General features: G+C 38.8%; 17 protein-coding genes. 9 read left to right on the forward strand and 8 right to left on the reverse strand.

Features of this window, described 5'->3' with window-relative positions; genetic code table 11:
• The first annotated feature begins 181 nt into the window (after positions 1–181).
• The 6 genes from CDOM15925_RS02350 (at position 182) to CDOM15925_RS02375 (ending at position 7,252) form a co-directional block, all read left to right on the forward strand.
• Positions 182–613 (forward strand): DsrE family protein, encoded by a 432-nt coding sequence (locus tag CDOM15925_RS02350; protein WP_169940706.1) that lies wholly within the window; start codon positions 182–184, stop codon positions 611–613.
• A 181-nt stretch (positions 614–794) separates the two neighbouring features.
• A complete protein-coding gene (locus CDOM15925_RS02355) occupies positions 795–1,811 on the forward strand; it encodes a bifunctional 3,4-dihydroxy-2-butanone 4-phosphate synthase/GTP cyclohydrolase II (protein WP_169940708.1) in 1,017 nt (338 codons plus the stop codon).
• Between the two features lie 29 nt (positions 1,812–1,840).
• On the forward strand, positions 1,841–3,088 hold the full coding sequence (locus CDOM15925_RS02360) for an ATP-binding protein (protein WP_249934668.1): 1,248 nt from the start codon (positions 1,841–1,843) through the stop codon (positions 3,086–3,088).
• On the forward strand, positions 3,081–3,809 hold the full coding sequence (locus CDOM15925_RS02365; protein ID WP_169940710.1) for a response regulator transcription factor: 729 nt from the start codon (positions 3,081–3,083) through the stop codon (positions 3,807–3,809). The genes CDOM15925_RS02360 and CDOM15925_RS02365 overlap by 8 nt, the downstream gene beginning before the upstream one ends.
• A 192-nt stretch (positions 3,810–4,001) precedes the next feature.
• Positions 4,002–4,580, forward strand: coding sequence for a cytochrome C (locus tag CDOM15925_RS02370; protein WP_169940712.1), 579 nt, complete (start codon positions 4,002–4,004; stop codon positions 4,578–4,580).
• 113 nt (positions 4,581–4,693) lie between these two features.
• Positions 4,694–7,252 (forward strand): molybdopterin-dependent oxidoreductase, encoded by a 2,559-nt coding sequence (locus CDOM15925_RS02375; RefSeq protein ID WP_169940714.1) that lies wholly within the window; start codon positions 4,694–4,696, stop codon positions 7,250–7,252.
• Positions 7,253–7,337: 85 nt separating this feature from the next.
• Here CDOM15925_RS02375 and CDOM15925_RS02380 read toward each other — a convergent pair whose 3' ends face one another.
• Entirely contained in the window at positions 7,338–7,796 is a 459-nt protein-coding gene (locus CDOM15925_RS02380; RefSeq protein WP_169941001.1) for a methylated-DNA--[protein]-cysteine S-methyltransferase, read from the reverse strand.
• Positions 7,797–7,925: 129 nt separating this feature from the next.
• On the opposite strand from CDOM15925_RS02380, the gene CDOM15925_RS02385 reads away from it, so the two are divergent.
• Entirely contained in the window at positions 7,926–10,481 is a 2,556-nt protein-coding gene (locus CDOM15925_RS02385) for a bifunctional aconitate hydratase 2/2-methylisocitrate dehydratase (protein ID WP_169940716.1), read from the forward strand.
• A 57-nt stretch (positions 10,482–10,538) separates the two neighbouring features.
• Complete coding sequence (locus CDOM15925_RS02390) at positions 10,539–11,552, forward strand: hypothetical protein (protein WP_169940718.1); 1,014 nt, start codon at positions 10,539–10,541, stop codon at positions 11,550–11,552.
• A 47-nt stretch (positions 11,553–11,599) separates the two neighbouring features.
• Here the strand turns inward: CDOM15925_RS02390 and CDOM15925_RS02395 are convergent, their stop codons facing one another.
• The 3 genes from CDOM15925_RS02395 to CDOM15925_RS02405 all read right to left on the reverse strand — a co-directional run bounded on the left by CDOM15925_RS02395 (position 11,600) and on the right by CDOM15925_RS02405 (position 14,938).
• Positions 11,600–13,141: an inorganic phosphate transporter gene (locus tag CDOM15925_RS02395; RefSeq protein WP_169940720.1), complete on the reverse strand. Its 1,542-nt coding sequence runs from the start codon at positions 13,139–13,141 to the stop codon at positions 11,600–11,602.
• A gap of 109 nt (positions 13,142–13,250) precedes the next feature.
• Complete coding sequence (pdxA, locus tag CDOM15925_RS02400) at positions 13,251–14,177, reverse strand: 4-hydroxythreonine-4-phosphate dehydrogenase (protein WP_169940722.1); 927 nt, start codon at positions 14,175–14,177, stop codon at positions 13,251–13,253.
• Complete coding sequence (locus tag CDOM15925_RS02405; protein ID WP_169940724.1) at positions 14,165–14,938, reverse strand: pyridoxine 5'-phosphate synthase; 774 nt, start codon at positions 14,936–14,938, stop codon at positions 14,165–14,167. Before CDOM15925_RS02405 ends, pdxA begins: the two co-directional genes overlap by 13 nt.
• An 83-nt stretch (positions 14,939–15,021) precedes the next feature.
• Here CDOM15925_RS02405 and CDOM15925_RS02410 point away from each other — a divergent pair, with 83 nt between their 5' ends.
• Positions 15,022–15,465 carry a GatB/YqeY domain-containing protein gene (locus tag CDOM15925_RS02410; RefSeq protein ID WP_169940726.1) on the forward strand — a complete coding sequence of 148 codons (444 nt, stop codon included), beginning with the start codon at positions 15,022–15,024 and terminating at the stop codon, positions 15,463–15,465.
• Between the two features lie 235 nt (positions 15,466–15,700).
• On the opposite strand, the gene CDOM15925_RS02415 is transcribed toward CDOM15925_RS02410, so the two are convergent.
• The 4 genes from CDOM15925_RS02415 to CDOM15925_RS02430 are packed head-to-tail and all read right to left on the reverse strand — an operon-like array spanning position 15,701 to position 20,485.
• Positions 15,701–16,966 carry a methyl-accepting chemotaxis protein gene (locus CDOM15925_RS02415; protein WP_169940728.1) on the reverse strand — a complete coding sequence of 422 codons (1,266 nt, stop codon included), beginning with the start codon at positions 16,964–16,966 and terminating at the stop codon, positions 15,701–15,703.
• 10 nt (positions 16,967–16,976) lie between these two features.
• Complete coding sequence (locus tag CDOM15925_RS02420) at positions 16,977–17,486, reverse strand: PAS domain-containing protein (protein WP_169940730.1); 510 nt, start codon at positions 17,484–17,486, stop codon at positions 16,977–16,979.
• A gap of 15 nt (positions 17,487–17,501) precedes the next feature.
• Positions 17,502–18,746 (reverse strand): type II secretion system F family protein, encoded by a 1,245-nt coding sequence (locus CDOM15925_RS02425; RefSeq protein ID WP_169940732.1) that lies wholly within the window; start codon positions 18,744–18,746, stop codon positions 17,502–17,504.
• Positions 18,743–20,485, reverse strand: coding sequence for a GspE/PulE family protein (locus tag CDOM15925_RS02430; RefSeq protein WP_169941002.1), 1,743 nt, complete (start codon positions 20,483–20,485; stop codon positions 18,743–18,745). The genes CDOM15925_RS02425 and CDOM15925_RS02430 overlap by 4 nt, the downstream gene beginning before the upstream one ends.
• Between the last annotated feature and the right edge of the window lie 93 nt (positions 20,486–20,578).

Consider the following 20,578-nt stretch of genomic DNA (forward strand, 5'->3'; position numbering starts at 1 on the left):
ATTTAACTATATAGCCAAGTAAAAACGTGAATTTTTTATAAAAAAGAATTCGCTATCTCTTCTTAAAAGCTAGATACTAAAAATACTAATAAATTAAAATAATGCTGTTATGTCACAAAGTCACCAAAGTAAAAGTCGATTTTTGCTAATATGTCTTTAAATTTGATTTAAAGGAGACAAAATGCTAAACAAGACTTTGTTAAATTTAGCTTTAGGAAGCGCGTTAGCAACCGCTTTATACGCCTCAGGCGACGAGATAAAAGGTCTTAATGTAATGCTTACGGCATCCGATACTCAAACGCAGATGATGGCGATGGTGTTATCCACAAAAACACTTGAACAAAAAAAGGACGTAAGGATAGTTCTTTGCTCCGAAGCGGGAGATCTTGCACTTAAAGAGAGCAAAAGCGAGCCGCAAAAACCGCTTAATAAATCACCCAAAGATCTTTTGCAGGGGGCGATAAAAAACGGAGCCAGCGTTAAAGTTTGCCCTTTATATCTCCCAAACAAAGGACTTGATAAATCAGCTCTTATAGAGGGCGTTGAAGTTGCTTCTCCTGATGAAGTAGCAAAAAGTTTGCTTGATGGAGAATATAAAAATTTAAGCTATTAAAATTTACTTTTTTCTTACAAAAATAGGCTTTCAAATAGATAAAGCCTATTTTAATCTCCTTTTATTCATACTTTTATTTTTAGTTTTGAAGCCTTATTTTGCTTGCCTTGCTAATATTTTTAATCTTGAATTTTAAACAAAACGGGTATAATTCATATAAATTCAATCATAAAGAGAAAAAATGGATAGAGTAGAGCAGGCGATTGCCGATATAAGAAACGGTAAAATGGTTGTGATGGTCGATGACGAGGATCGCGAAAACGAGGGTGATCTAGTCTTTGCAGGCGCATTTAGCGATACGCAAAAAGTAAATTTTGCCATCACTCACGCGAAGGGGGTTTTGTGCCTTGCGATTTCTGAAGATATTGCAAAAAGACTTGAGCTTAATTTGATGGTTGATAAAAACACATCTTGCCACGAGACGGCTTTTACAGTTACCATTGACGCAAAGGCTGTGACAACCGGAGTAAGCGCTTATGAGCGTGATATGACGATACGTTTGGCGACTGATCATACTTCTAAACCTGAAGATTTCGTAAAGCCGGGACACATTTTCCCTCTTATAGCCAAAAAAGGAGGCGTGCTAAGCCGCACGGGTCACACTGAAGGTTCGGTTGATCTTTGCAAATACGCAGGCGTTACTCAATCAGCCGTAATTTGCGAGATCGTAAAAGAAGACGGAAATATGGCAAGAAGAGCCGATCTTGAGGAGTTTTGCAAGAAATTCGGACTTAATATGGTCTCGGTTTCAGAGCTTGTAGAATACAGACTAAAGCATGAGAGTTTAATTCATGTAAAAGAAAAGTCAAAATCTCAAATAGCGGGTTTTGACGCTATAAAATACGAAATAACCGACCATAAGGATCAGGTGCATTTTGCTTTTGTTTTTGGAGAGATAAGCAAGCGCACAAATGTAAAATTTCATAAAACTACAAGCGATATAGAGCTATTAACCTCGGCTAAATTTGAAGAGCTTTTAAAATCCATCGAGTATCTAAGCGAAAACGGCGGTGTTTTGGTGTTTTTGCAAGAGGAAAAGACCTGCGATAGCACTATCAAGGACTTTGGTATCGGAGCTCAAATTTTAAGAAAGCTTGAGATCGAAGAGATTGAGCTTCTAAGCTCAAGCAAAAATAGAGAATTTGTAGCTCTTGGTGGATTTGGACTTGATATAGTTGAGTATAAGGAGCTTAATTAAGCTTAAATTTGCAAAACCAAGGAGGATTTTTGCAAAAAGTTATTTCGGCTCTGTTTTTGATATTTGAACTGCTTTGCATTTGGTTTTATTACGCTAGTGGCGATTTTAAATTCCTTGTTTTGGCGGGCTTTACGCTTGGGGGATTATTTATATATCTGCTTGCGGGTAAAAAAACTCAGCATCAAAACGACATAGAGCGAGCTTTTGCAAAAACTCCTAATTTGGGACTTTTACTTGTAGATGAAAGCGGAATCGTCAAATTTATCAATAAAAAATTTGAGCAAATTTTTGCTCTTGAAAGCAAAAGATACTACGAGCAAGAATTTGATACTCTTGTTTTAAACTCCAAATATCTTGAATGCTTAAAAAATTTTTCAAATTTGAAAAACAATCCCTATGATAATCAAAATTTCATTGTTTCTATTAATAATTTTTTTTACAGATTAAATGTCTCAAGCGTGCTTGAGGGTGGAGTCAAATTTGACGGATTTATCATCACCGCAAGCGATGTAACGCATGAAAGAGAGCTTGAGCAAAACGAAGCCGAGCATCATAGAATGCTAATAGCAAATGCAAAGATGGCGGTTGTGGGCGAGATGATAAACTCCATATCTCATCAGCAACGCCAGCCTTTAAGCTCTATCTTGCTATCGCTTGAAAATATTGAAGATTCTTTAAACGAAGATAGGTTTGATGAGATCGCAGAGCATCTTAATCGCTGTAAAAAAGGCGTTCGTCTTATGGATGAAACCATAAAGGCTTTTAGAAGTTTTTATAAAAACGATAACAATATAATAAATTTTAATGTAAAAGATGTTATAAAAGAGCTTGAGTTCATAGTAAAGCCTCAGATGAATACAAACGGAATTTCGTTTGAATTTATATGCGAAGACGGTGAATTTATGGTTTACGCAGCCTCTTCTTACGTGAAGCAAATTTTATTAAGCTTACTTTCAAATTCCAAAGACGAGCTTGTAGAGTTTATGAAGGAAGATGTATATTTTGAGCCTAAAGTTTGGATAAATTTGCAAAGTATGAAAGATGAAATTTGCATAAGCGTAAGCGATAACGGAAGAGGCGTAAAAGAGAGTAAAGAGATGATTTACGAACCGTTTTTTACTACCAAAAAGGATACCGGAACGGGCATGGGGCTTTATGTGGCTAAAATTTTAGCTACCGATAAGCTTGGCGGAAGACTTGCGCTTGAAAGTGCGAAAGAGCCTACTAAATTCGCGCTTTATCTAAAAAAAGGGGCTAAAGAGGCGGACAATGTATAGCAAGATAAAAGAGATATTAAAAGATGTAAATTTGCTTCTTGTTGAGGACGATGATGACCTAAGAGAAGCAATAAAAAGCGCTTTGGCGCACTATACAAATGAAATTTACGCTTGCAGGGATGCAAAAGAGGCGTTAGAGTGTTTTAGCTCGCACAATATAAATTTGATAGTTTCTGATATCAATATGCCTAGAATGAGCGGGCTTAAGATGGCTTCGATTATCAGAAAGAGCGACGAGAACGTGCCTATAATATTTTTAACCGCTTATGATAACGATGAAAATATGCTAAGCGCTATTGAAGTTAAGAGCTCGGGCGTTCTTAAAAAGCCGTTTGATAAGCGCGAGCTGGTGATGATGATGAGTTTTGCGGCAAACAAATTTAGAAGCGATTTTGCAAAAGTGGATCTTAAAAACGGCTTTGTATTTAATGCATTTACAAGAGAGCTTTATAAAGACGGCGAAATAGTAGCACTAACGAGAAAGGAGCAAGCGCTTCTTCATCTTTTTCTTAAAAACCAAGCTAGAACCGTTAGCTTTGAGATGATCGAGGCTAACGTATGGCAAGGGGAAAGCTGCACGAGTGATACTATAAGATCCTTTGTCTATAAGCTTCGCAAAAAGCTCTATCCAGAGCTTATACAAAACGCTCAAGGAAGAGGATATAAGCTATGCTTAAATGAGGAGTGCGACAGGACAATAAGCGAGGTAGGATATGTGTAAGATAAGATATAAATATATAGTTAGTTAAGCAATAAAAAACCTCTAAGCTAAAAATTAAGTGTATTAATTAAAATTTTATAAATACACAAAACTACTTAAATAAATTCATAAAATTTCGTAAATTTCAAAAAAATCATATTTAAATCATACTTTTTATCTATAATTTCTCTACAACCACGACAAAGGAGAAATATGAAAAAAGTATTATTGTCAGCAACGATAGCCTGTTCGCTGTTTGCATCGGGAGATATTTATAGCGATGTTGTTAAGCCGCTATTTTTAGATGCGACTTCGGATAAGTCCATAGGCAGACTACTTCCGACTAATGCCGTTAAAATAACCGAGGAGGGTGCCGATAGAGTAAAAGTAGTAATTCGCGGGTATAAAAATCCTGCCGTAGATAACGTGATTTATTATAGTGATTCACAGCGCGTCATAGCGGCGGCTTTTGCTAAGACGGCAAAGATTGATTATAAGATGATTGAAAAGGGTAAAGACGGCAAATGGGACAAAGTGGAAGTTGTCGCTTACACTCCTAAGGGTGAATTTGTAAATGAAGTTTCTTCTATGTTCGCAAGAGCCGATCAGATGTATAAAGATAACTGCGGTATCTGCCACACTGCTCATGCGACCGACCACTACAAAGCAAACCAATGGCCAAATCTTGTAAAATCAATGCTTAGTAGAACCGCGATAGACAAAAAAGATGAGTGGCTCATCACTCAGTATTTACAAAAACACTCTTCGGATGTGAGCGCAGGAGCGAAGTAAGACGCGAACTGCTTCGCGTCTGTGGCTAAAGCAATAGCCTTGAGTATATCGCAAAGCGATACGAAGGCTGGAGACGGATTAAGGATACAAAGATATTTTTATAAGGAGAAAAAATGAATAGACAAAGACGAGATGTTTTAAAATTCGGCGCACTTTTAGCAGGAGCTCCGCTAATTTCAAAGGTTGCAGCTACGAATTTGCTTGCAGATGAGCTAAATTCCGGTATTGTTAAAAACGGCACGGTAAATACCGCAGCTCACTGGGGTATGCTAAAAGTAGAGGTTAAAGACGGAGTGATCGTCGGCTCAAACCCTATCCAAAAAACAAGCGATATACCAAATCCGCTTCAAAATTTTACCGCCGATATGGTATATAAAAGTCGCATAAGATATCCGATGGTTCGCAAAAGCTATCTGATGGATCCAAACAATCCAAAACCGGAACTTAGAGGTAAAGACGAGTGGGTTAGAGTAAGATATGAAGACGCGATCAAGCTTGTGGCCAGAGAGCTTAAAAAGACGAGAAAAGAAAAAGGAATTCAAAGCGTATTTGCAGGAAGCTACGGCTGGAAATCAAGCGGAAACGTGCATAATTCCAGAATTTTGCTTCATAGATTTATGAATTTAAGCGGCGGATTTGTAGGACACCTTGGCGATTACTCCACAGGAGCAAGCCAAGTCATCATGCCTCATGTTATGGGAAGTATCGAGGTTTATGAGCAGCAAACCAGCTGGCCGCTTATACTTGAGCATTCAAAAGTAGTCGTTATCTGGGGAGCAAACCCTCTAAACACGCTTAGGATAGCTTGGACGAGTACTGATGAGCAAGGCTTTAAATACCTTGAAGAGCTTAAAAAATCAGGCAAAAAAGTAATAATCATCGATCCTATTAAGAGCGAGACGGCTCAATATTTTGATAAGGCTCAGTGGGTAACTCCGCTTCCAAATACCGATACTGCGATGATGCTTGGTATGATGCACTACTTATATACAAGCGATAAATACGATAAAGAGTTTATCTCGACTTATACGGTCGGCTTTGATAAATTCCTTCCTTATCTGCTAGGTAAGACGGACGGAGTGGCAAAAGATTTAGATTGGGCGAGCAAAATTTGCGGACTTAAAGCGTCTCTTATCAAAGAGCTTGCAGATACCTTTATGAATAACCGCACTATGCTAATGAGCGGTTGGGGTATGCAAAGAGCTCACCACGGCGAGCAACCTCACTGGGCTATGGTAACTCTAGCTGCGATGCTAGGACAAATCGGACTTCCGGGCGGCGGCTTTGGCTTAAGCTATCATTACTCAAACGGCGGTGCTCCTACTTGCAAAGGCGGAGTAATCGGCGGTATGAATAGTGCAAGTTTAGGATTTTTCAATGAAGAGGGTGAATTTATCGGTACAAACACGGGAAGCTTTGATAAAAATGGTCGCTTTATAGCTAAACCTGTAGCGGCAAGCGGCACTGGTCAAAGTTGGCTTTCAAAAGCAACCGAGTATGTATTCCCATTAGCTAGGATAGCCGATGCATTGCTAAATCCGGGTAAAGTTATAGATCACAACGGCAAGAAGATAACATATCCTGATATAGACTTTATCTACTGGGTCGGCGGCAATCCATTCTGCCACCATCAAGATACAAACACTCTTGTAAAAGCTTGGCAAAAACCTCGCACCATCGTCGTAAATGAGCCTTACTGGACACCGACAGCAAAGATGGCTGATATCGTGTTCCCAACCACAACGGCTTATGAGAGAAACGACATCACGATGACGGGTGATTACTCAAATATGAACATCGTCCCTATGAAACAAGTGGTTGAAAAATTTGAAGAGTCAAGAGACGACTATCAAATTTTTAGCGATCTTTGCAAGGCTTACGCTAAAAATCTAGTCGTAGCATATACCGATAACGGCAAAGACGAATTTGACTGGATCAAAGAGTATTATGATGCAGCTTATAATCAAGTAATCTCAGTGCCTGATCTGGTAACCGATATGAAACCGTTTAATGAATTCTGGGCGGCAAATGAACCCGTGACATTTACTTCTACTCCTGAGAGTGATCAATGGATAAGACACGGCGAATTTAGAGAAGATCCTATTCTAAACGCACTTGGAACGCCGTCGGGTCTTATAGAAATTTACTCAGAAACTATCGAAAAGATGGGATATGACGACTGCAAAGCTCACCCTATGTGGTTTGAGCCTATCGAGTGGCTGGGTATGAAGGACAAGCCTGCTAAATTCCATATGATAAGCGCTCACCCTGCGGATAGACTTCACTCTCAGCTAAGCAATACGAGCATCCGCGACAATTACGCAGTGGCAAATCGTGAACCGATCTGGATAAACGAAAAAGACGCTAAAGAGCTTGGCATAAAAGACGGTGATTTGGTGCGAGTGTTTAACGCTAGAGGAGAGGCGTTAGCAGGTGCAGTCGTAACTAAAAACATATCAAGAAACGTCGTAAGACTTTGCGAGGGCGCTTGGTATGATCCTGATATGAACGGACTTTGCAAAAACGGCTCTGCAAACGCACTAACCATAGATATACCGACCAGCAAGCTTGCAAACGGCAATATAGCTCATACTGCTCTGGTAAATATCGAGAAATTTACAGGTGTTGTTCCTAAACTAACTGCATTTAGCGATCCGAAATTCGCTATGTGATATCCAAATTCTACCGCTTTATTCGGCGGTAGAATTTCTCTTTTTTATGAGCTTTTAAAATTTAGTTATTCATAGTTGTCAAAATTTACAAATTCTCTTTTTCCAAATTCAGTAAAAACTCCTTTGTTTTCAACCCCTCGCCGCCCGAGTATCCGCCAAGTGAATTGCCGGCTACTACTCTGTGGCATGGGATGATGATGGGGATTTTATTTTTGCCGTTTGCAGACCCGACCGCGCGGCAAGCCTTTGGGTTGTCTATGTTTTTAGCTAGCTGGGCGTAGGTTACTCTCTTTCCGTAAGGAATTTTAAGTAGCGCCTCATATACGTTTTTTTGAAAAGGAGTGCCTGAAATTTGAAATTTGCATTTAAACTCGCGTAAATTTCCTTTAAAATACTCATCAAGCTCTTTTAAACAAAGCTTTAAATTTTCATCTTTTATCTCTGTTTTTACAAATTTATCCACGAAGTTTAGCTCGCAAATTCCGTTTTCGTCCGCGCAAATTTCTAAGATGCCGATAGGGGATTTTAAGTAGGCTTTTTGCAAATTTACTCCTTTTGGTTTCATATCCTTAAATTTAGCAAATTTTAGTTTAGTTTCTTATGTGTTTTTGGATAAAATAGGGCTAAATAGTTAAAATTTGCAGCTTATTTACTTTAAGCAAAAGGATCGGTGATGGATTTTTTTAAAGAGTATGAAAAACACGTTGATGAAAGGGCATTGCTCGGTATTCCGCCGCTTGCTTTGAGTGCTGAGCAGACACAGGAAGTTTGCGAGCTTTTAAAAGATGGCGATAAAAGGCAAGCCGAGCTTATAAATTTGCTTGCTACTAGAGTAAATCCTGGCGTTGATGATGCGGCTAAGGTAAAGGCTGAATTTTTAAACGAGATTATAAATCACGATGTAAAGATTGCTGGCATTGATAAGCTAAGCGCGGTAAGCATGCTAAAGCCTATGCTTGGGGGATATAGCGTGATCGTGCTTATAGCCTCGCTTCAAAACAGCGATAAATCCGTAGCGAAAGCCGCCTGTGAAGTGCTTAAAGAGACGATTTTCGTGCATGATTATTTTAACGATGTGCTAAATTTAAGCAAGAGTAACGAATTTGCTAGGGAAGTTATAACCTCATGGGCGAACGCAGAGTGGTTTTTATCGCGTAAGCCGCTTGATGAATTGATAAAGGCGGTTGTATTTAAAGTGCCAGGAGAAACGAACACTGACGATCTAAGCCCTGCAAGTGAGGCATTTACTCGCTCTGATATCCCGCTTCATGCTAATTTTATGCTGATACGCCGCCAGCCCGGAAGCCTTGAGAAGATAGCTGAGCTTAAAAAAAGCGGACGTGAAGTAGTTTACGCAGGCGATGTGGTGGGTACCGGCTCAAGTAGAAAAAGCGGTATAAACTCCATCCAGTGGCATTTGGGGCGAGACATTGACGGCGTGCCAAACAAAAAAACAGGCGGCATAGTTATCGGCACGACTATCGCTCCGATATTTTTTAACACCGCAGAAGATAGCGGTGCACTACCTATAATCGCTGATGTAAGTTCGCTTGAGACGGGCGATGAGATAGAAATTTACCCTTATAAAGGTGAGATAGTGCGAGCGGGTAAGGTCGTAAGTCGCTTTACGCTTATGCCAAATACCCTGCTTGATGAAATTAGAGCAGGCGGGCGTATACCGCTTATCATCGGTCGCGGGCTTTGTATGAAGGCTAGAGTGGCGTTAAATTTGGGAGATGAGCAGATATTTACTAAGCCTGCTCAGCCTAAGGATGATGGCGAATTTGGCTTTACTCTAGCTCAAAAGATAGTAGGCAAGGCGTGCGGCATGCAAGGTGTACGACCAAATTCTTACGTAGAAGCTATGACGCTAACCGTAGGCAGTCAAGACACCACGGGGCCTATGACAAGAGATGAGATAAAAGAGCTTGCAAGCCTTGGATTTTCGGCCGATTTTGTGCTTCAGAGCTTTTGTCATACGGCGGCTTACCCTAAGCCAAGCGATGCGATCACGCATAAGACTCTGCCGAAATTTATGAACTCTCGCGGCGGAGTTAGTCTAAAGCCCGGCGATGGCGTCATACACTCGTGGCTAAATCGCATGGTGCTTCCGGATACTCTTGGAACTGGCGGAGATAGCCATACGCGCTTTCCTATCGGCATAAGCTTTCCCGCAGGAAGCGGTCTTGTGGCGTTTGCGGCGGTACTTGGCGTTATGCCTTTAAACATGCCCGAGTCCGTTTTAGTCCGATTTAAAGGCAGGCTTCAAAGAGGTGTTGCGCTCAGAGATCTTGTAAATGCGATACCTTATTATGCTATTAAGCAAGGACTACTAACCGTAGAAAAGAAAAATAAAAGAAACATCTTTGCGGGCAAAATTCTAGAGATCGAAGGGCTTGAGAGTCTAAAGGTAGAGCAGGCCTTTGAGCTAAGCGACGCTTCGGCCGAACGCTCCGCAGCCGCCTGTGTGGTGGGTCTTGATAAAGCGCCGGTGATAGAGTATATAAGATCAAACATAACTCTCATCGAAGCGATGATAAAAGCAGGGTATGAAAGCAGAGCGACTCTTGAAAGAAGGCGTGAAAAGATGCGTGAGTGGTTGGCAAATCCAACCCTCCTAAAAGTCGATAGTAACGCCAAGTACGCCGAAGTGATAGAGATAAATTTAGACGAGATAACCGAGCCGATACTTGCTTGTCCGAACGATCCTGATGACGTGGCGACTCTTAGTGAAATTTTAGCCGATGAAAGACGTGCCAAGAATATCGATGAGGTCTTTGTGGGAAGCTGTATGACAAATATCGGACACTACCGCGCGCTAGCCGAGGTGCTAAGAGGCGAGGGCGAGATACCTACGCGCCTTTGGGTTGTGCCGCCTACGAAGATGGATAAGGATGAACTTGAGCGCGAAGGGTATTATGACGTGTTTAGAAGCGTAAAAGCGCGTATAGAGGTGCCTGGCTGCTCGCTTTGTATGGGAAATCAAGCGCGAGTCAAGGATAACGCCGTGGTCTTTTCAACCTCGACTAGAAATTTTGACAACAGAATGGGGCTTGGCGCGAAGGTTTATCTTGGAAGCGCAGAACTCGCTGCAGTTTGCGCTTTGCTTGGAAGACTTCCGAGCGTGGAAGAGTATATGAGGATAGTTCCTGAAAGAATCGCAGGCAAAGAGGATGAAATTTACAGATATCTAAATTTTAATGAGATAGAGAATTTTAAGATAGATTAAATTCCGATTTAAGCGGGTGAATTTGAGAATTTGCCCGCTTAAAGATAAAGGACTAATATGCATGAAGCAACTCCTTTTTTTATAATCCTAATACTTCTTATCGTAACTTTCTTTATGGCTATAATCAGACCCAAAGGTATACGTAAGCTAAGAGCGCTTCTTATATGGTTTTTAGTATTCTTTGGAGACGGTATGATAGTCTCGGCTATATTTCATGCTTACGGATATGTATATGCTAAGATAAATATCTATGAAAAGCCTAGTATAAATGCTTATTATTCAGGAGAAAGAACTACTACTCAAGGCTTTCCTGTTTTAAATCAACATACAGGCTATAATGCAACCGAAGATATAGCCTTTAAAATGCTAATGAATGGTAGTTTAGACTATATAGATTATAAAGTTAAAAGCGATAATGAGGCTTATAACGGTAAGTATTTCAGATTTTATCTTGATAACAATACATCAAAAAACTGTCATATGTCTGCAAACATAGATCTTATTGAATTTTTTCAAGATGAAAAAGTAACATATCAAGAGGTAAATGTATTTTTTAACGAACTACATTCAAACCAAAAAAGTGAGAAGCAAATATTTGAAGAGATAAAACTACTGATACAAGATAGAAATGATACAGATGATTATGCTCCGCGAAGAGTATTTAGTTATATATCTGAAACAATGAAAAACCTCAAAGAGATCTACAAAGATAAATGTATAGCCCGTAAAGAAATTTCAGAAGATGAGATAGCTCCTATTGAGATTTTGACCGAAGATCCTCATAGTCGACCGATGGAACTTAAACCTAATATAACAACTGTATTTGATAATTTACTCGGGATAGAATTTAACTATGGAGGAATTATAAAAGATAGAAACACAGGCAAGATATTGGCGGATAATATATATGGAGATTTTAGATATCAAGGAATGTTTGGAGAGAGTCTTATAAGCGCTTTAGGTAGTCAATCAAGAGTATCTTCAACCCGCTGTGACGGTGGTAAGAAGTATCATTTAGAAGAGTGCAATACTAAACTAATAACAGAATTCTTTAGAAAAGACAAGAGGTAAAATTTGAGGCTTCTTTTGCCTCAAATTTGTAGTATCAAAATGAAATTTTATAGCCCAAGCAGGCTTTTAAGCACCATATAAATTATCGCCGCCGATCCGCCTGCTATCGGTAGGGTGATAACCCAAGCAAGCACGATAGGCTTGACCATAGCCCAATTTGCATCGCGGTTTAGTATGCCTATACCAAGAACGGCTCCTATTAAGATGTGGGTTGATGATACAGGGATACCAAGCTTGGTAGCTAGCAGGATAACCGTACTTGCGGCAAGCTCCGCGCTAAAGCCTGTAGTAGGTAAAATTTCGGCAAGTTTTGAGCCGATAGTTGTAATAACCTCTTTGCCCAAGAACCAAAGCCCGACCACAAGCGAAATGCCAAACGTTATCATAGCGATACTAGGAATCGGAGCCGTGGCGTTGATGTTGCCTGTTTTTAGCACGTCAAGTATGGCGGCGAAAGGTCCTACGGCGTTTGCTATGTCGTTTGCGCCGTGAGAGAATGCAAAAGATGAAGCCGTAAAGATCTGAAACCATGAAAATATGCGATTTGTGCTCTTTTCTGCGTCGTTTTTGCTCATGACGTTTATCATCGCAAGCGTTGCAAGGTATGTTACTATGCCGATAACGCAGATGATCCAGACCGTGCCTATAAAGCCGATACCTAAATTCAGGTGCTTAAGACCCTTAAATAGCATCATGGAAGATATGATGATAGCGCCAAAGCCCGCAACTATAGGGATATGCTTTCTCATTGCGCGGCTTGTGTCTATGCTCTTTTCACGCTCTTTCATCGATTTTATCATCGTTTTGTATTCGCTCTTTTCGCTACCTTCTTCGTCCTCATCGACTATGGCGATCTTGCTTAGAATTTTGATCTGCTCTTCAACCGGCTTTGTTTTAAGCTCGCGCAAATATCGCTCTTTATATGCTTTGCGCTCTCTTTTTAGCATTTTTAGCTCAAGGTTATATTTTCTAGTAGGTGTTAAAATTCTGGTTTTTATGTAGCCATAGATGATGTATGAGAGAATTCCTCCAAGCAGAGGTGATATGACCCAGCTTATGGCGATCTTGCCGATACCTGCCCAAGAGACCATATTTATAGCGTTTTTTGCGTCCATCGTAGTAAAGCCCATTATAAGTCCAGCACCCACGATACCGCCTACTATCGAGTGAGTGGTAGAGATCGGCAAGCCCTTTTTAGAAGCGATAAAGAGCCAAAGCCCTGAACTTAGAAGCGCTGACATCATAATGATGACAAAGAGCATAGGATCCATGCCTGCTTCAGGAAATTTGATAATGCCTTCTCTTATAGTCTTAGTAACCTCTCCGCCTGCAAATATAGCCCCGCTTAACTCAAAAATAGCCGCTATGACAAGGGCTTGCTTGATGGTTACGGTTTTGGCTCCAACGCTTGTGCCAAAGGAGTTGGCTACGTCGTTTCCACCGATATTAAACGCCATAAAGATACCAAATATGCTGGCAACCAAAAATAACAAGAAGTGGTGAGAAGGGATATACTGATAGCCCCAGATAAAAAAGCCTATAGAGGCTATCATAAACATACAAAATGCAAAGAGGTTGTCGCGAGCCAAAAATGCCTCCAATGAGTAGTTTTGTTTAAAATTATTATAGCTACAAATTTTTTAAACTAGCTAAATTTGGCTAGTCGTATTTGAAATTCATTAAAATAATTTGCTGATTTTATAGATTTCTCTCTTCGCAAAGTTTAACGGCAAATTTGACAGCTTCAATATAACTTGAAGTGCCAGCTATGCCTTTGTATGCGATATCAAATGCCGTTCCGTGATCTACGCTTGTGCGAATTATCGGCAGATTTAAACTTGCGTTTATGCTTTTATCAAAATAAAGCGCCTTAAGCGGAGCAAGTCCTTGGTCGTGATATATGGCAACCAGTCTGTTTAAATTTTTAAGCGAACGAGGATTAAAGGCCGCGTCAGGCACCAAAGGTCCTGTAAAGATCTCTTTTTTAAGTTCTTTATTTGCCAAATTTATAGCCTTTTTGATACGTTTTTCTTCGCTTCCTCCAAGCACGCCGTTATCGCTTGCGTGCGGATTTAATCCCAAAACTCCGATACGCTCAAATTTCGTATTTTCATAAAAATTTATGAGAAATTTATAGATCTTTTTTGTTTTTATCTCTTTAAAAACATCTTTTAACGCGATATGATCAGTGTAAAGCCCCACAAAAAGCTCCTCACATCCCATCATCATGATAGCGTCTTGCTTGAATTTATGCTTAAGGTAGTCCGTGTGTCCTACGAATTTTATCCCGGCTTTACTCCACGCCCCCTTGCTGATAGGCATAGTTACGACGGCTTGTACATCTTTTGACAGAGCTAAATTTATAGCCGTATCAAATGAATCAAAAGAAAATTTTCCACTCTTTTTGCTTATCTTGCCGGGCTTTATCTTAAAATTTTCTCCGCATTCATAAATTTTAAAATTTGCAGGCTTGCTTACTTCTAAAATTTTAAGAGCGCTAGTTAGCAAATCTTCATTTATACAGTAAATCGGCTCTGCAAATTTGCAAATTTCTTCATGCGCTTTTAGAGCGATTTCTATGCCCACTCCGTTTATATCGCCAAGGCTAACTGCTATCTTATACACGCTATCATCTCTTTGATGGCCGTTTCAAGCCCTACAAATACGCTTCTTGCGATGATACTTTGCCCGATGTTTAGCTCGGAAATTTCCGGTATTTCAGCTATAAATTTTACGTTTTGATAGTTTAGCCCGTGGCCTGCTGCAACCTTTAGTCCGAGATACTTCGCCTCTTTTGCGCTTTGCTTGATCCTTGAAAGCTCAAATTCCAAAATCTCTCTTAGCTCTTTTTTGCTCTTTTGAAGCTCTTTTATAGAGTCTTTGCTATGAGATAAATTTGAATTAAGCATTAAAAAGGTATTTGCATAAGCTCCCGTGTGCAGCTCGATCCACTGTGCGCCAAGCTCATGAGCCAGGATGATATCTTCTTGGCTGGGATCGATAAAAAGCGAAACTTCGATATCGTTTTCGTTTAGAGTTTTGATAACTTCTTGTAAATTTGGACTTTGTAAATTTAGCCCGCCTTCGGTTGTTAGCTCTTGCCTTTTTTCAGGTACCAAAGTAGCTCTTGCAGGCTTTAGTTTGATAACTAGTTCGATAATGCTTTTATCCATTGAACACTCTAAATTTACAGGAATTTTGGAGTGAGTTATGATGTTTTGCGCGTCGGTTTCGTTTATATGTCTGCGATCTTCTCTAAGATGTATTGTTATCTGATCCGCTCCTGCCATGCAGGCGCTAAAGCAAGCCTGAAGGATGTCCGGGTCGTTTACGCGACGAGCCTCTCTTAAAACCGCGATATGATCTATGTTTACGCCAAGTAGCATGTCTATCCTTTTTGATTGATTATATTAAATTTTGCTTTAAATTTACAATTGTTATAATTCAAAATCAAATTTAAAGGATAAAAATGACGATCAGAGAGCAAATTTTAGAAGATATAAAAACTGCAATGAAGCAAAAGGATAATTTTAGAAGAGATACACTAAGACTTTTAAATTCGGCTATAAAACAGGTTGAAGTGGATGAAAGAGTCGAGATGACCGATGAAAGAGTGCTTGAAATTTTGCAAACTCAGGTAAAAAGAAGAGTTGATTCTATAGAGCAATACACAAAATGCGGGCGTGAGGATTTAGCTAAGGCTGAAAAAGACGAGATGAAGATCATTAGCGAGTATCTGCCAAAGCAACTGGATGACACAGAGCTAGAAACCAAAATAAAAGATATCATCGCCGAGATTGGCGCGTCAAGCGTAAAAGACATAGGAAATATATCAAAGATAGCAAGAGAAAGACTGGGTGCAACTTGTGATGCTAAGAGAATAGGGGAGTGTGCTAAAAAACTTCTTATGTAAGATTTAAAAGGCTATTTTGCCTTTTAAATTTGTGGTGTGTATTATGCTTAAAACAAAAGAATTTTATTGAATTGTCTTTATCTTGCCTTCAAAATTTGAAATTGATCTTAAAGACAAGATAAAGATGTTTGATTTGAAATTAGTTCTTAAAACGCAAACGCTTGTTTGCAAAGTTTTGTATTTTAATTCATAATTTAATTTGAATTTCGCAATCGCAAATTTTGCTTTTATTTTTTTATTTTTTACTTTCTTCAATGACCGCGTCTATAATCTTAAATATATCACTGCTCGTATCTTTTAGCTTTTTAAATCTGCTTACGAATTTTTCAATATCATCCATTGTGTAGCCGTCTTTTGACTCTTCTAAATTTTTAAGCATCAGTTCATCAAGCTGCTTAGCGGGCTCTTTAATCCTATCAAAGCTCTTGGATGAACCAAAGTATTTCTTGTAGTCATTTTCATACCAATTATGCATATTTTCGAATTGTTTTTGCATGGCTTCGTCAAATCCGCGTTCGTTGATAACGTTATTATAGGCGGTTTGCTTGTAGATCACTTGGATGATTTTGCCCATGATTCCTATTGATTTATTTTCAACGTGTTTTGAAATTTGAGCCGTTTTTGTAGCCCCCTCGCTAAAGACGTTGATCGCTTCTCTGAAATTAGCAACGCTTACGTTAGCAACTTGGGCTATTTGTGTTATTTTGTTTGAATTTTCGTTTAGATCGTTTGTTTGTTGTTGCAAGGTTTGGATATTTATGCCGATTTCGCTTGTTGCTTTTTGTGTGTTTTCGGCTAGTTTTCTAACCTCATCTGCCACAACGGCAAATCCGCGCCCATGCTCTCCTGCACGCGCCGCTTCGATAGCCGCATTAAGAGCTAGCAAATTTGTTTGCTCTGCGATATCTTTTATTAAATTTACGACAGAGCTGATCTCGGCCGTTCTGTTAGTCAAATTTCTAATTGCCTCGCTTGAGTCGGTGATCAAATTTTCAAGATCGTTCATATTTGAGCTTAATTCATTTACGGCGATTATGCCTTCGCTTGCCTTGCTTGAAGTGTCTTGCGCCACGCTTGAAATTTCACTTAGGTCTTTTATGCTTTGGTCAAGATCTTTTTTTGCGTCTGCTATGCCGCTATTTCCATTTCCAAGCTCGCTAAATTTCTCAGAAAGAATTCCTCTAGTTTTGCCTTTTTGACCTGCTTTTATACCCTCTACACCCTCACTCATAGACTGGGCATTTATCTTAAAAAGACCTCTAAAACCATCTGTAAAAATATTTCTATATGCAATTCCGCTTTCGGCTGATTTTACGCAAGTACCCATCTCTCTTTGCAAAGCCTCTATTTGATCAAGCAGGTCGTTTATGCCAAGAGCTATTTGACCTAATGGTTCATTTGGATTTATATTTAGTATTCTTGGTTCTAAAATCCCGTTTCTTGCCTGAGAAATTACATCTAAAATTTCATCGTAATTTACTTTATTTTTATTAAAAAACATAATTTTCCTCTTATAATCTTTGCAGATTATTCATAAATTCATCATAAGTTGTATTTTTCTCTCTCAAAATTCGCTCAAAGAGTTTTAGCGAAGCGTCCATTCCGCCGCTTTTTTCTGCATTAAGCAAGTCTTTATAAAGAGGTATGATGACCTCAAGCGCCTTTGGATTTGGTTTTCTGCGCACCGAGTAAAAACCTATGATGTTACCCCTTTCGTCAATTGAAGCTGTAACATTTGCAAATACCCAGTAAAACGATCCGTCAAAGCTTCTATTTTTGACATATGCAAAAATTTCTCTTTTGTTTTTTATATATTCCCATAAAAATTTAAAAATAACCCTTGGCATATCGGGATGTCTTACGATGTTATGGGGCTTACCTATAAGCTCTGAGCTTTTTGCGCCTACAATTTCTGCAAAAGGCATATTGCAATACGTAATCTTGCCTTTTGTGTCGGTTTTTGATACCAAAAAAGCATCGCTACTTACTTGACGCTCTTTTGAATTTGTAGCTAAATTCATCTTTTTTCTTTTGTTTTAATTTTTAACCGCGCTTGCCAGATCCCACATAGGCATAAATATACCAAGCGCTAAAAATACTACCATAACAGCAATAAATCCTATCAAAATAGGCTCAATGTAAGCGGATATGTTGTCTACTATATCGTTAAATTTAACTTTGTAATAGTCCGTTACCTTTTCCATCATCGCATCTATGCTACCGCTTTGCTCGCCAGCACTAATCATCTGTATCAACATACCTTCGTAAAGCTCTGTATCTCTAAATGCCTCGGTAAGCGAAATACCTCTTTGTACGGCTATTTTAACTGTCGATAATTTTTTGTTTATCTCTTGATTGGCAACAGTTAAAGTTGCCGTATCAAGCGCTTCAGCGATAGGAATTCCGGCCCTTACAAGCTCTGTAAAGATAAGATTAAATCTATTCATGGTTGAATAAAAAATAATATTACCTATGAGATAGACTTTAAGCAGGTATTTATCAAAGTTGTAGCTAAAGTCTTCATTTGTCCTATACATATATCTTATGCCATATATTATAAGTATAATAGCTCCTAATATATAAAGACCGTAGTTGTTTAGGGCATTTTCTATACCAAGAAGAATTCTTGTAGGAAGCGGTAAATTTGCACCAAGTTGTTCAAATATCTCTTTAAATTTAGGCACGACATACATCATAAGTATAACGAAAGCTATGACTATAGCCGTAATTACTATCATAGGATATCTCATGGCTTTTTTAAATTTTTGCTGATTATCCCAAACTTCTTGCAAGATGTCTGCTAGTTTTTGTAAAGACTCTGCCATATTACCCGTATTTTCGCCAAGTTTAACCATGGCGATTACTACATCTCCAAGCTCGGTTCTAAAATTTGAGATGGCATCTGTTAGGCTTTGACCCTGATTTAAATCATCGTTTAAATTTGAAAAAATAGCCTTAAGTCTTTTATCTTCTGTAGCGTTTGCAACTTCTTTTATGCTATCGTGGATTGAAATTCCTGCATTTGTCATTACGCTTAGCTGTCTTACCGCAGCTACTAAATTGGGTGTTTTTACCTTTGAGCCTTGAACAAAATTTTTAGCTCTTGAAAGTATATCCTGAAATTGCTCCTCAAGAGGAACGGTTTTAGTTTCGCCGATTTTAACTATAGCGCCGGCATTTTTCATTTTGGCTACGTTTTTAGCTTCGTTTTGATTATTTGCTCTTAAGACCATCTTTTGCTTGCGGCCTTTTGACATATACTCTACTTCAAAATATTTCATGTTTTAGCAACCCTTAAAATTTCATCTATTGTCGTTACGCCTCTTGCAGCTCTTATGATACCATCTTTAAACATATCTATAAAGCCTTCTTCGTAGGCTACTTTTTTAATCTCTTCTTTTGTTGTTCCATTTGCTACCATGCTTGCGATTTTATCACTAATAGGTAAAATTTCACTTATCATCTCTCTTCCAGTATATCCCGTTTGAGAACATTTTTCACAGCCTACATGCTTATAGAACTGATAGTCTTGAGGCAGATAGTCTTTGAATTGTTCCTGAAGAGTTAGAGGGATAGTTGTCTTTTGTTTGCAATTTGGACAAAGTTTTCTAACAAGTCTTTGCGCTTCTATGGCGACCAAAGAACCGCTTATAAGATACGGCTCAATACCCATATCTACGATTCTTGTAACAGCGCTTATCGCATCATTCGTGTGCAGAGTAGAAAATACCAAGTGTCCGGTAAGTGCCGCTTGTACAGCTATACGAAGTGTCTCTTGATCTCTGATCTCGCCGATCATTATGACATCCGGGTCTTGACGAAGGATAGATCTAAGTGCTGATGCAAAAGTAAGTCCTACTTTTTCATTGACATGAACTTGCTGTATCATATTTAGCTGGTACTCAACAGGATCTTCGACAGTTATAATTTTCGTTTCTATACTCTTTATATCATTAAGTGCAGCATAGAGTGTAGTAGTTTTACCAGAGCCTGTAGGACCGGTTACTAAGATAATGCCGTAAGGAGCTTTCATTGCTTTATTAAATTTAGCAAAGCTTTGAGGATGCATGCCTAAATTTTCAAGGCTTATTAGTACTTTTGACTTATCAAGAATACGAAGAACGATACTCTCTCCGTTTAGTATCGGAAGAGTAGAGATACGAAAATCATACTCCTTGCCCATAATCTGAGCCGAAAAACGACCATCTTGAGGCTTTCTGCGCTCGGCTATATCCATGTTGGATAAAAGCTTCATACGAGATACCATAGGAGGATAGATGTCCTTATCAAAGATAAAAGTTTCTGTTAGCATGCCATCAATTCTGCTTCTTACGATACAGTTTGTCTCCGTAGGTTCTATGTGTATGTCGCTTGCTCTGCCTAGTATTGAGGTTTTTAGGATAACTTCAATGAGCTTTAAAATTCCGGAACTATTTTCATCTCCCGTTGACGCAGTCGTTGAGAGCTCTTTTCTTATGTCCGCAACTATGCCTTTTATGCTTTCGCTTAGTTCGATTTTATTAAGATGCTTATCTATCTGAAATGGATCTGCTATGACCACCTTTAGAAGTTTTCTGTTAAATATATTTTGAAGTCTATCTTGAGCAGCTATGTCAAATGGGTTTCTGAAGGCTACATAAACCCTTACTTCATCTTCTTTTACAGGCAAAGCCTCGTATTTCTTTAGTTGAGCAAGAGAAGTTTTTTCAGATAGTCTGTAATCTATATCTATAGTGTCTAAATCCATATATTCAAGTTCAAATTTTTTAGCCGTAAATTTTAAAAAATCGCTTAAATTTATGATGAATTTTTCTAGGATATTGGCTATGCTTATGCGTTGGGTTCTGTAAAGTTCAGATAAGATGTTGATGATTGTTTGTTCTTGGATATCTGGTGCAACTTCTTTGATTATTTTTTCAAATTTATTATCTTGGGATAAAAGCTCTTCTATTTCCTGTTTTTGCTGTTGGGATATTAGATTGTTTTTTAAAGCGGTAGATAAGAATAGTTCATATGGCATATCTATCACAAACACTCCTTGTTATAATAACTAACTAATTTTTAAACATTGTATAGTTTAAATAGATATTTTTATTAAAAAGCCGAGCCTATT

The organism is Campylobacter sp. RM15925, from assembly GCF_012978775.1.
GTDB lineage: Bacteria > Campylobacterota > Campylobacteria > Campylobacterales > Campylobacteraceae > Campylobacter_A > Campylobacter_A canis.

Excerpts from the sequence above, each read along its gene's own strand:
- CDOM15925_RS02410 (WP_169940726.1), top strand. The coding sequence starts at position 15,022 with ATGACGATCAGAGAGCAAATTTTAGAAGATATAAAAACTGCAATGAAG.
- CDOM15925_RS02365 (WP_169940710.1), top strand. The coding sequence starts at position 3,081 with ATGTATAGCAAGATAAAAGAGATATTAAAAGATGTAAATTTGCTTCTT.
- CDOM15925_RS02370 (WP_169940712.1), top strand. The coding sequence starts at position 4,002 with ATGAAAAAAGTATTATTGTCAGCAACGATAGCCTGTTCGCTGTTTGCA.
- CDOM15925_RS02375 (WP_169940714.1), top strand. The coding sequence starts at position 4,694 with ATGAATAGACAAAGACGAGATGTTTTAAAATTCGGCGCACTTTTAGCA.
- CDOM15925_RS02430 (WP_169941002.1), bottom strand. The coding sequence starts at position 20,485 with ATGCCATATGAACTATTCTTATCTACCGCTTTAAAAAACAATCTAATA.
- CDOM15925_RS02405 (WP_169940724.1), bottom strand. The coding sequence starts at position 14,938 with ATGCTACTTGGCGTAAACATAGATCATATCGCGGTTTTAAGAGAGGCT.
- CDOM15925_RS02420 (WP_169940730.1), bottom strand. The coding sequence starts at position 17,486 with ATGAATTTAGCTACAAATTCAAAAGAGCGTCAAGTAAGTAGCGATGCT.
- CDOM15925_RS02425 (WP_169940732.1), bottom strand. The coding sequence starts at position 18,746 with ATGAAATATTTTGAAGTAGAGTATATGTCAAAAGGCCGCAAGCAAAAG.
- CDOM15925_RS02385 (WP_169940716.1), top strand. The coding sequence starts at position 7,926 with ATGGATTTTTTTAAAGAGTATGAAAAACACGTTGATGAAAGGGCATTG.
- CDOM15925_RS02390 (WP_169940718.1), top strand. The coding sequence starts at position 10,539 with ATGCATGAAGCAACTCCTTTTTTTATAATCCTAATACTTCTTATCGTA.
- CDOM15925_RS02355 (WP_169940708.1), top strand. The coding sequence starts at position 795 with ATGGATAGAGTAGAGCAGGCGATTGCCGATATAAGAAACGGTAAAATG.
- CDOM15925_RS02415 (WP_169940728.1), bottom strand. The coding sequence starts at position 16,966 with ATGTTTTTTAATAAAAATAAAGTAAATTACGATGAAATTTTAGATGTA.
- CDOM15925_RS02350 (WP_169940706.1), top strand. The coding sequence starts at position 182 with ATGCTAAACAAGACTTTGTTAAATTTAGCTTTAGGAAGCGCGTTAGCA.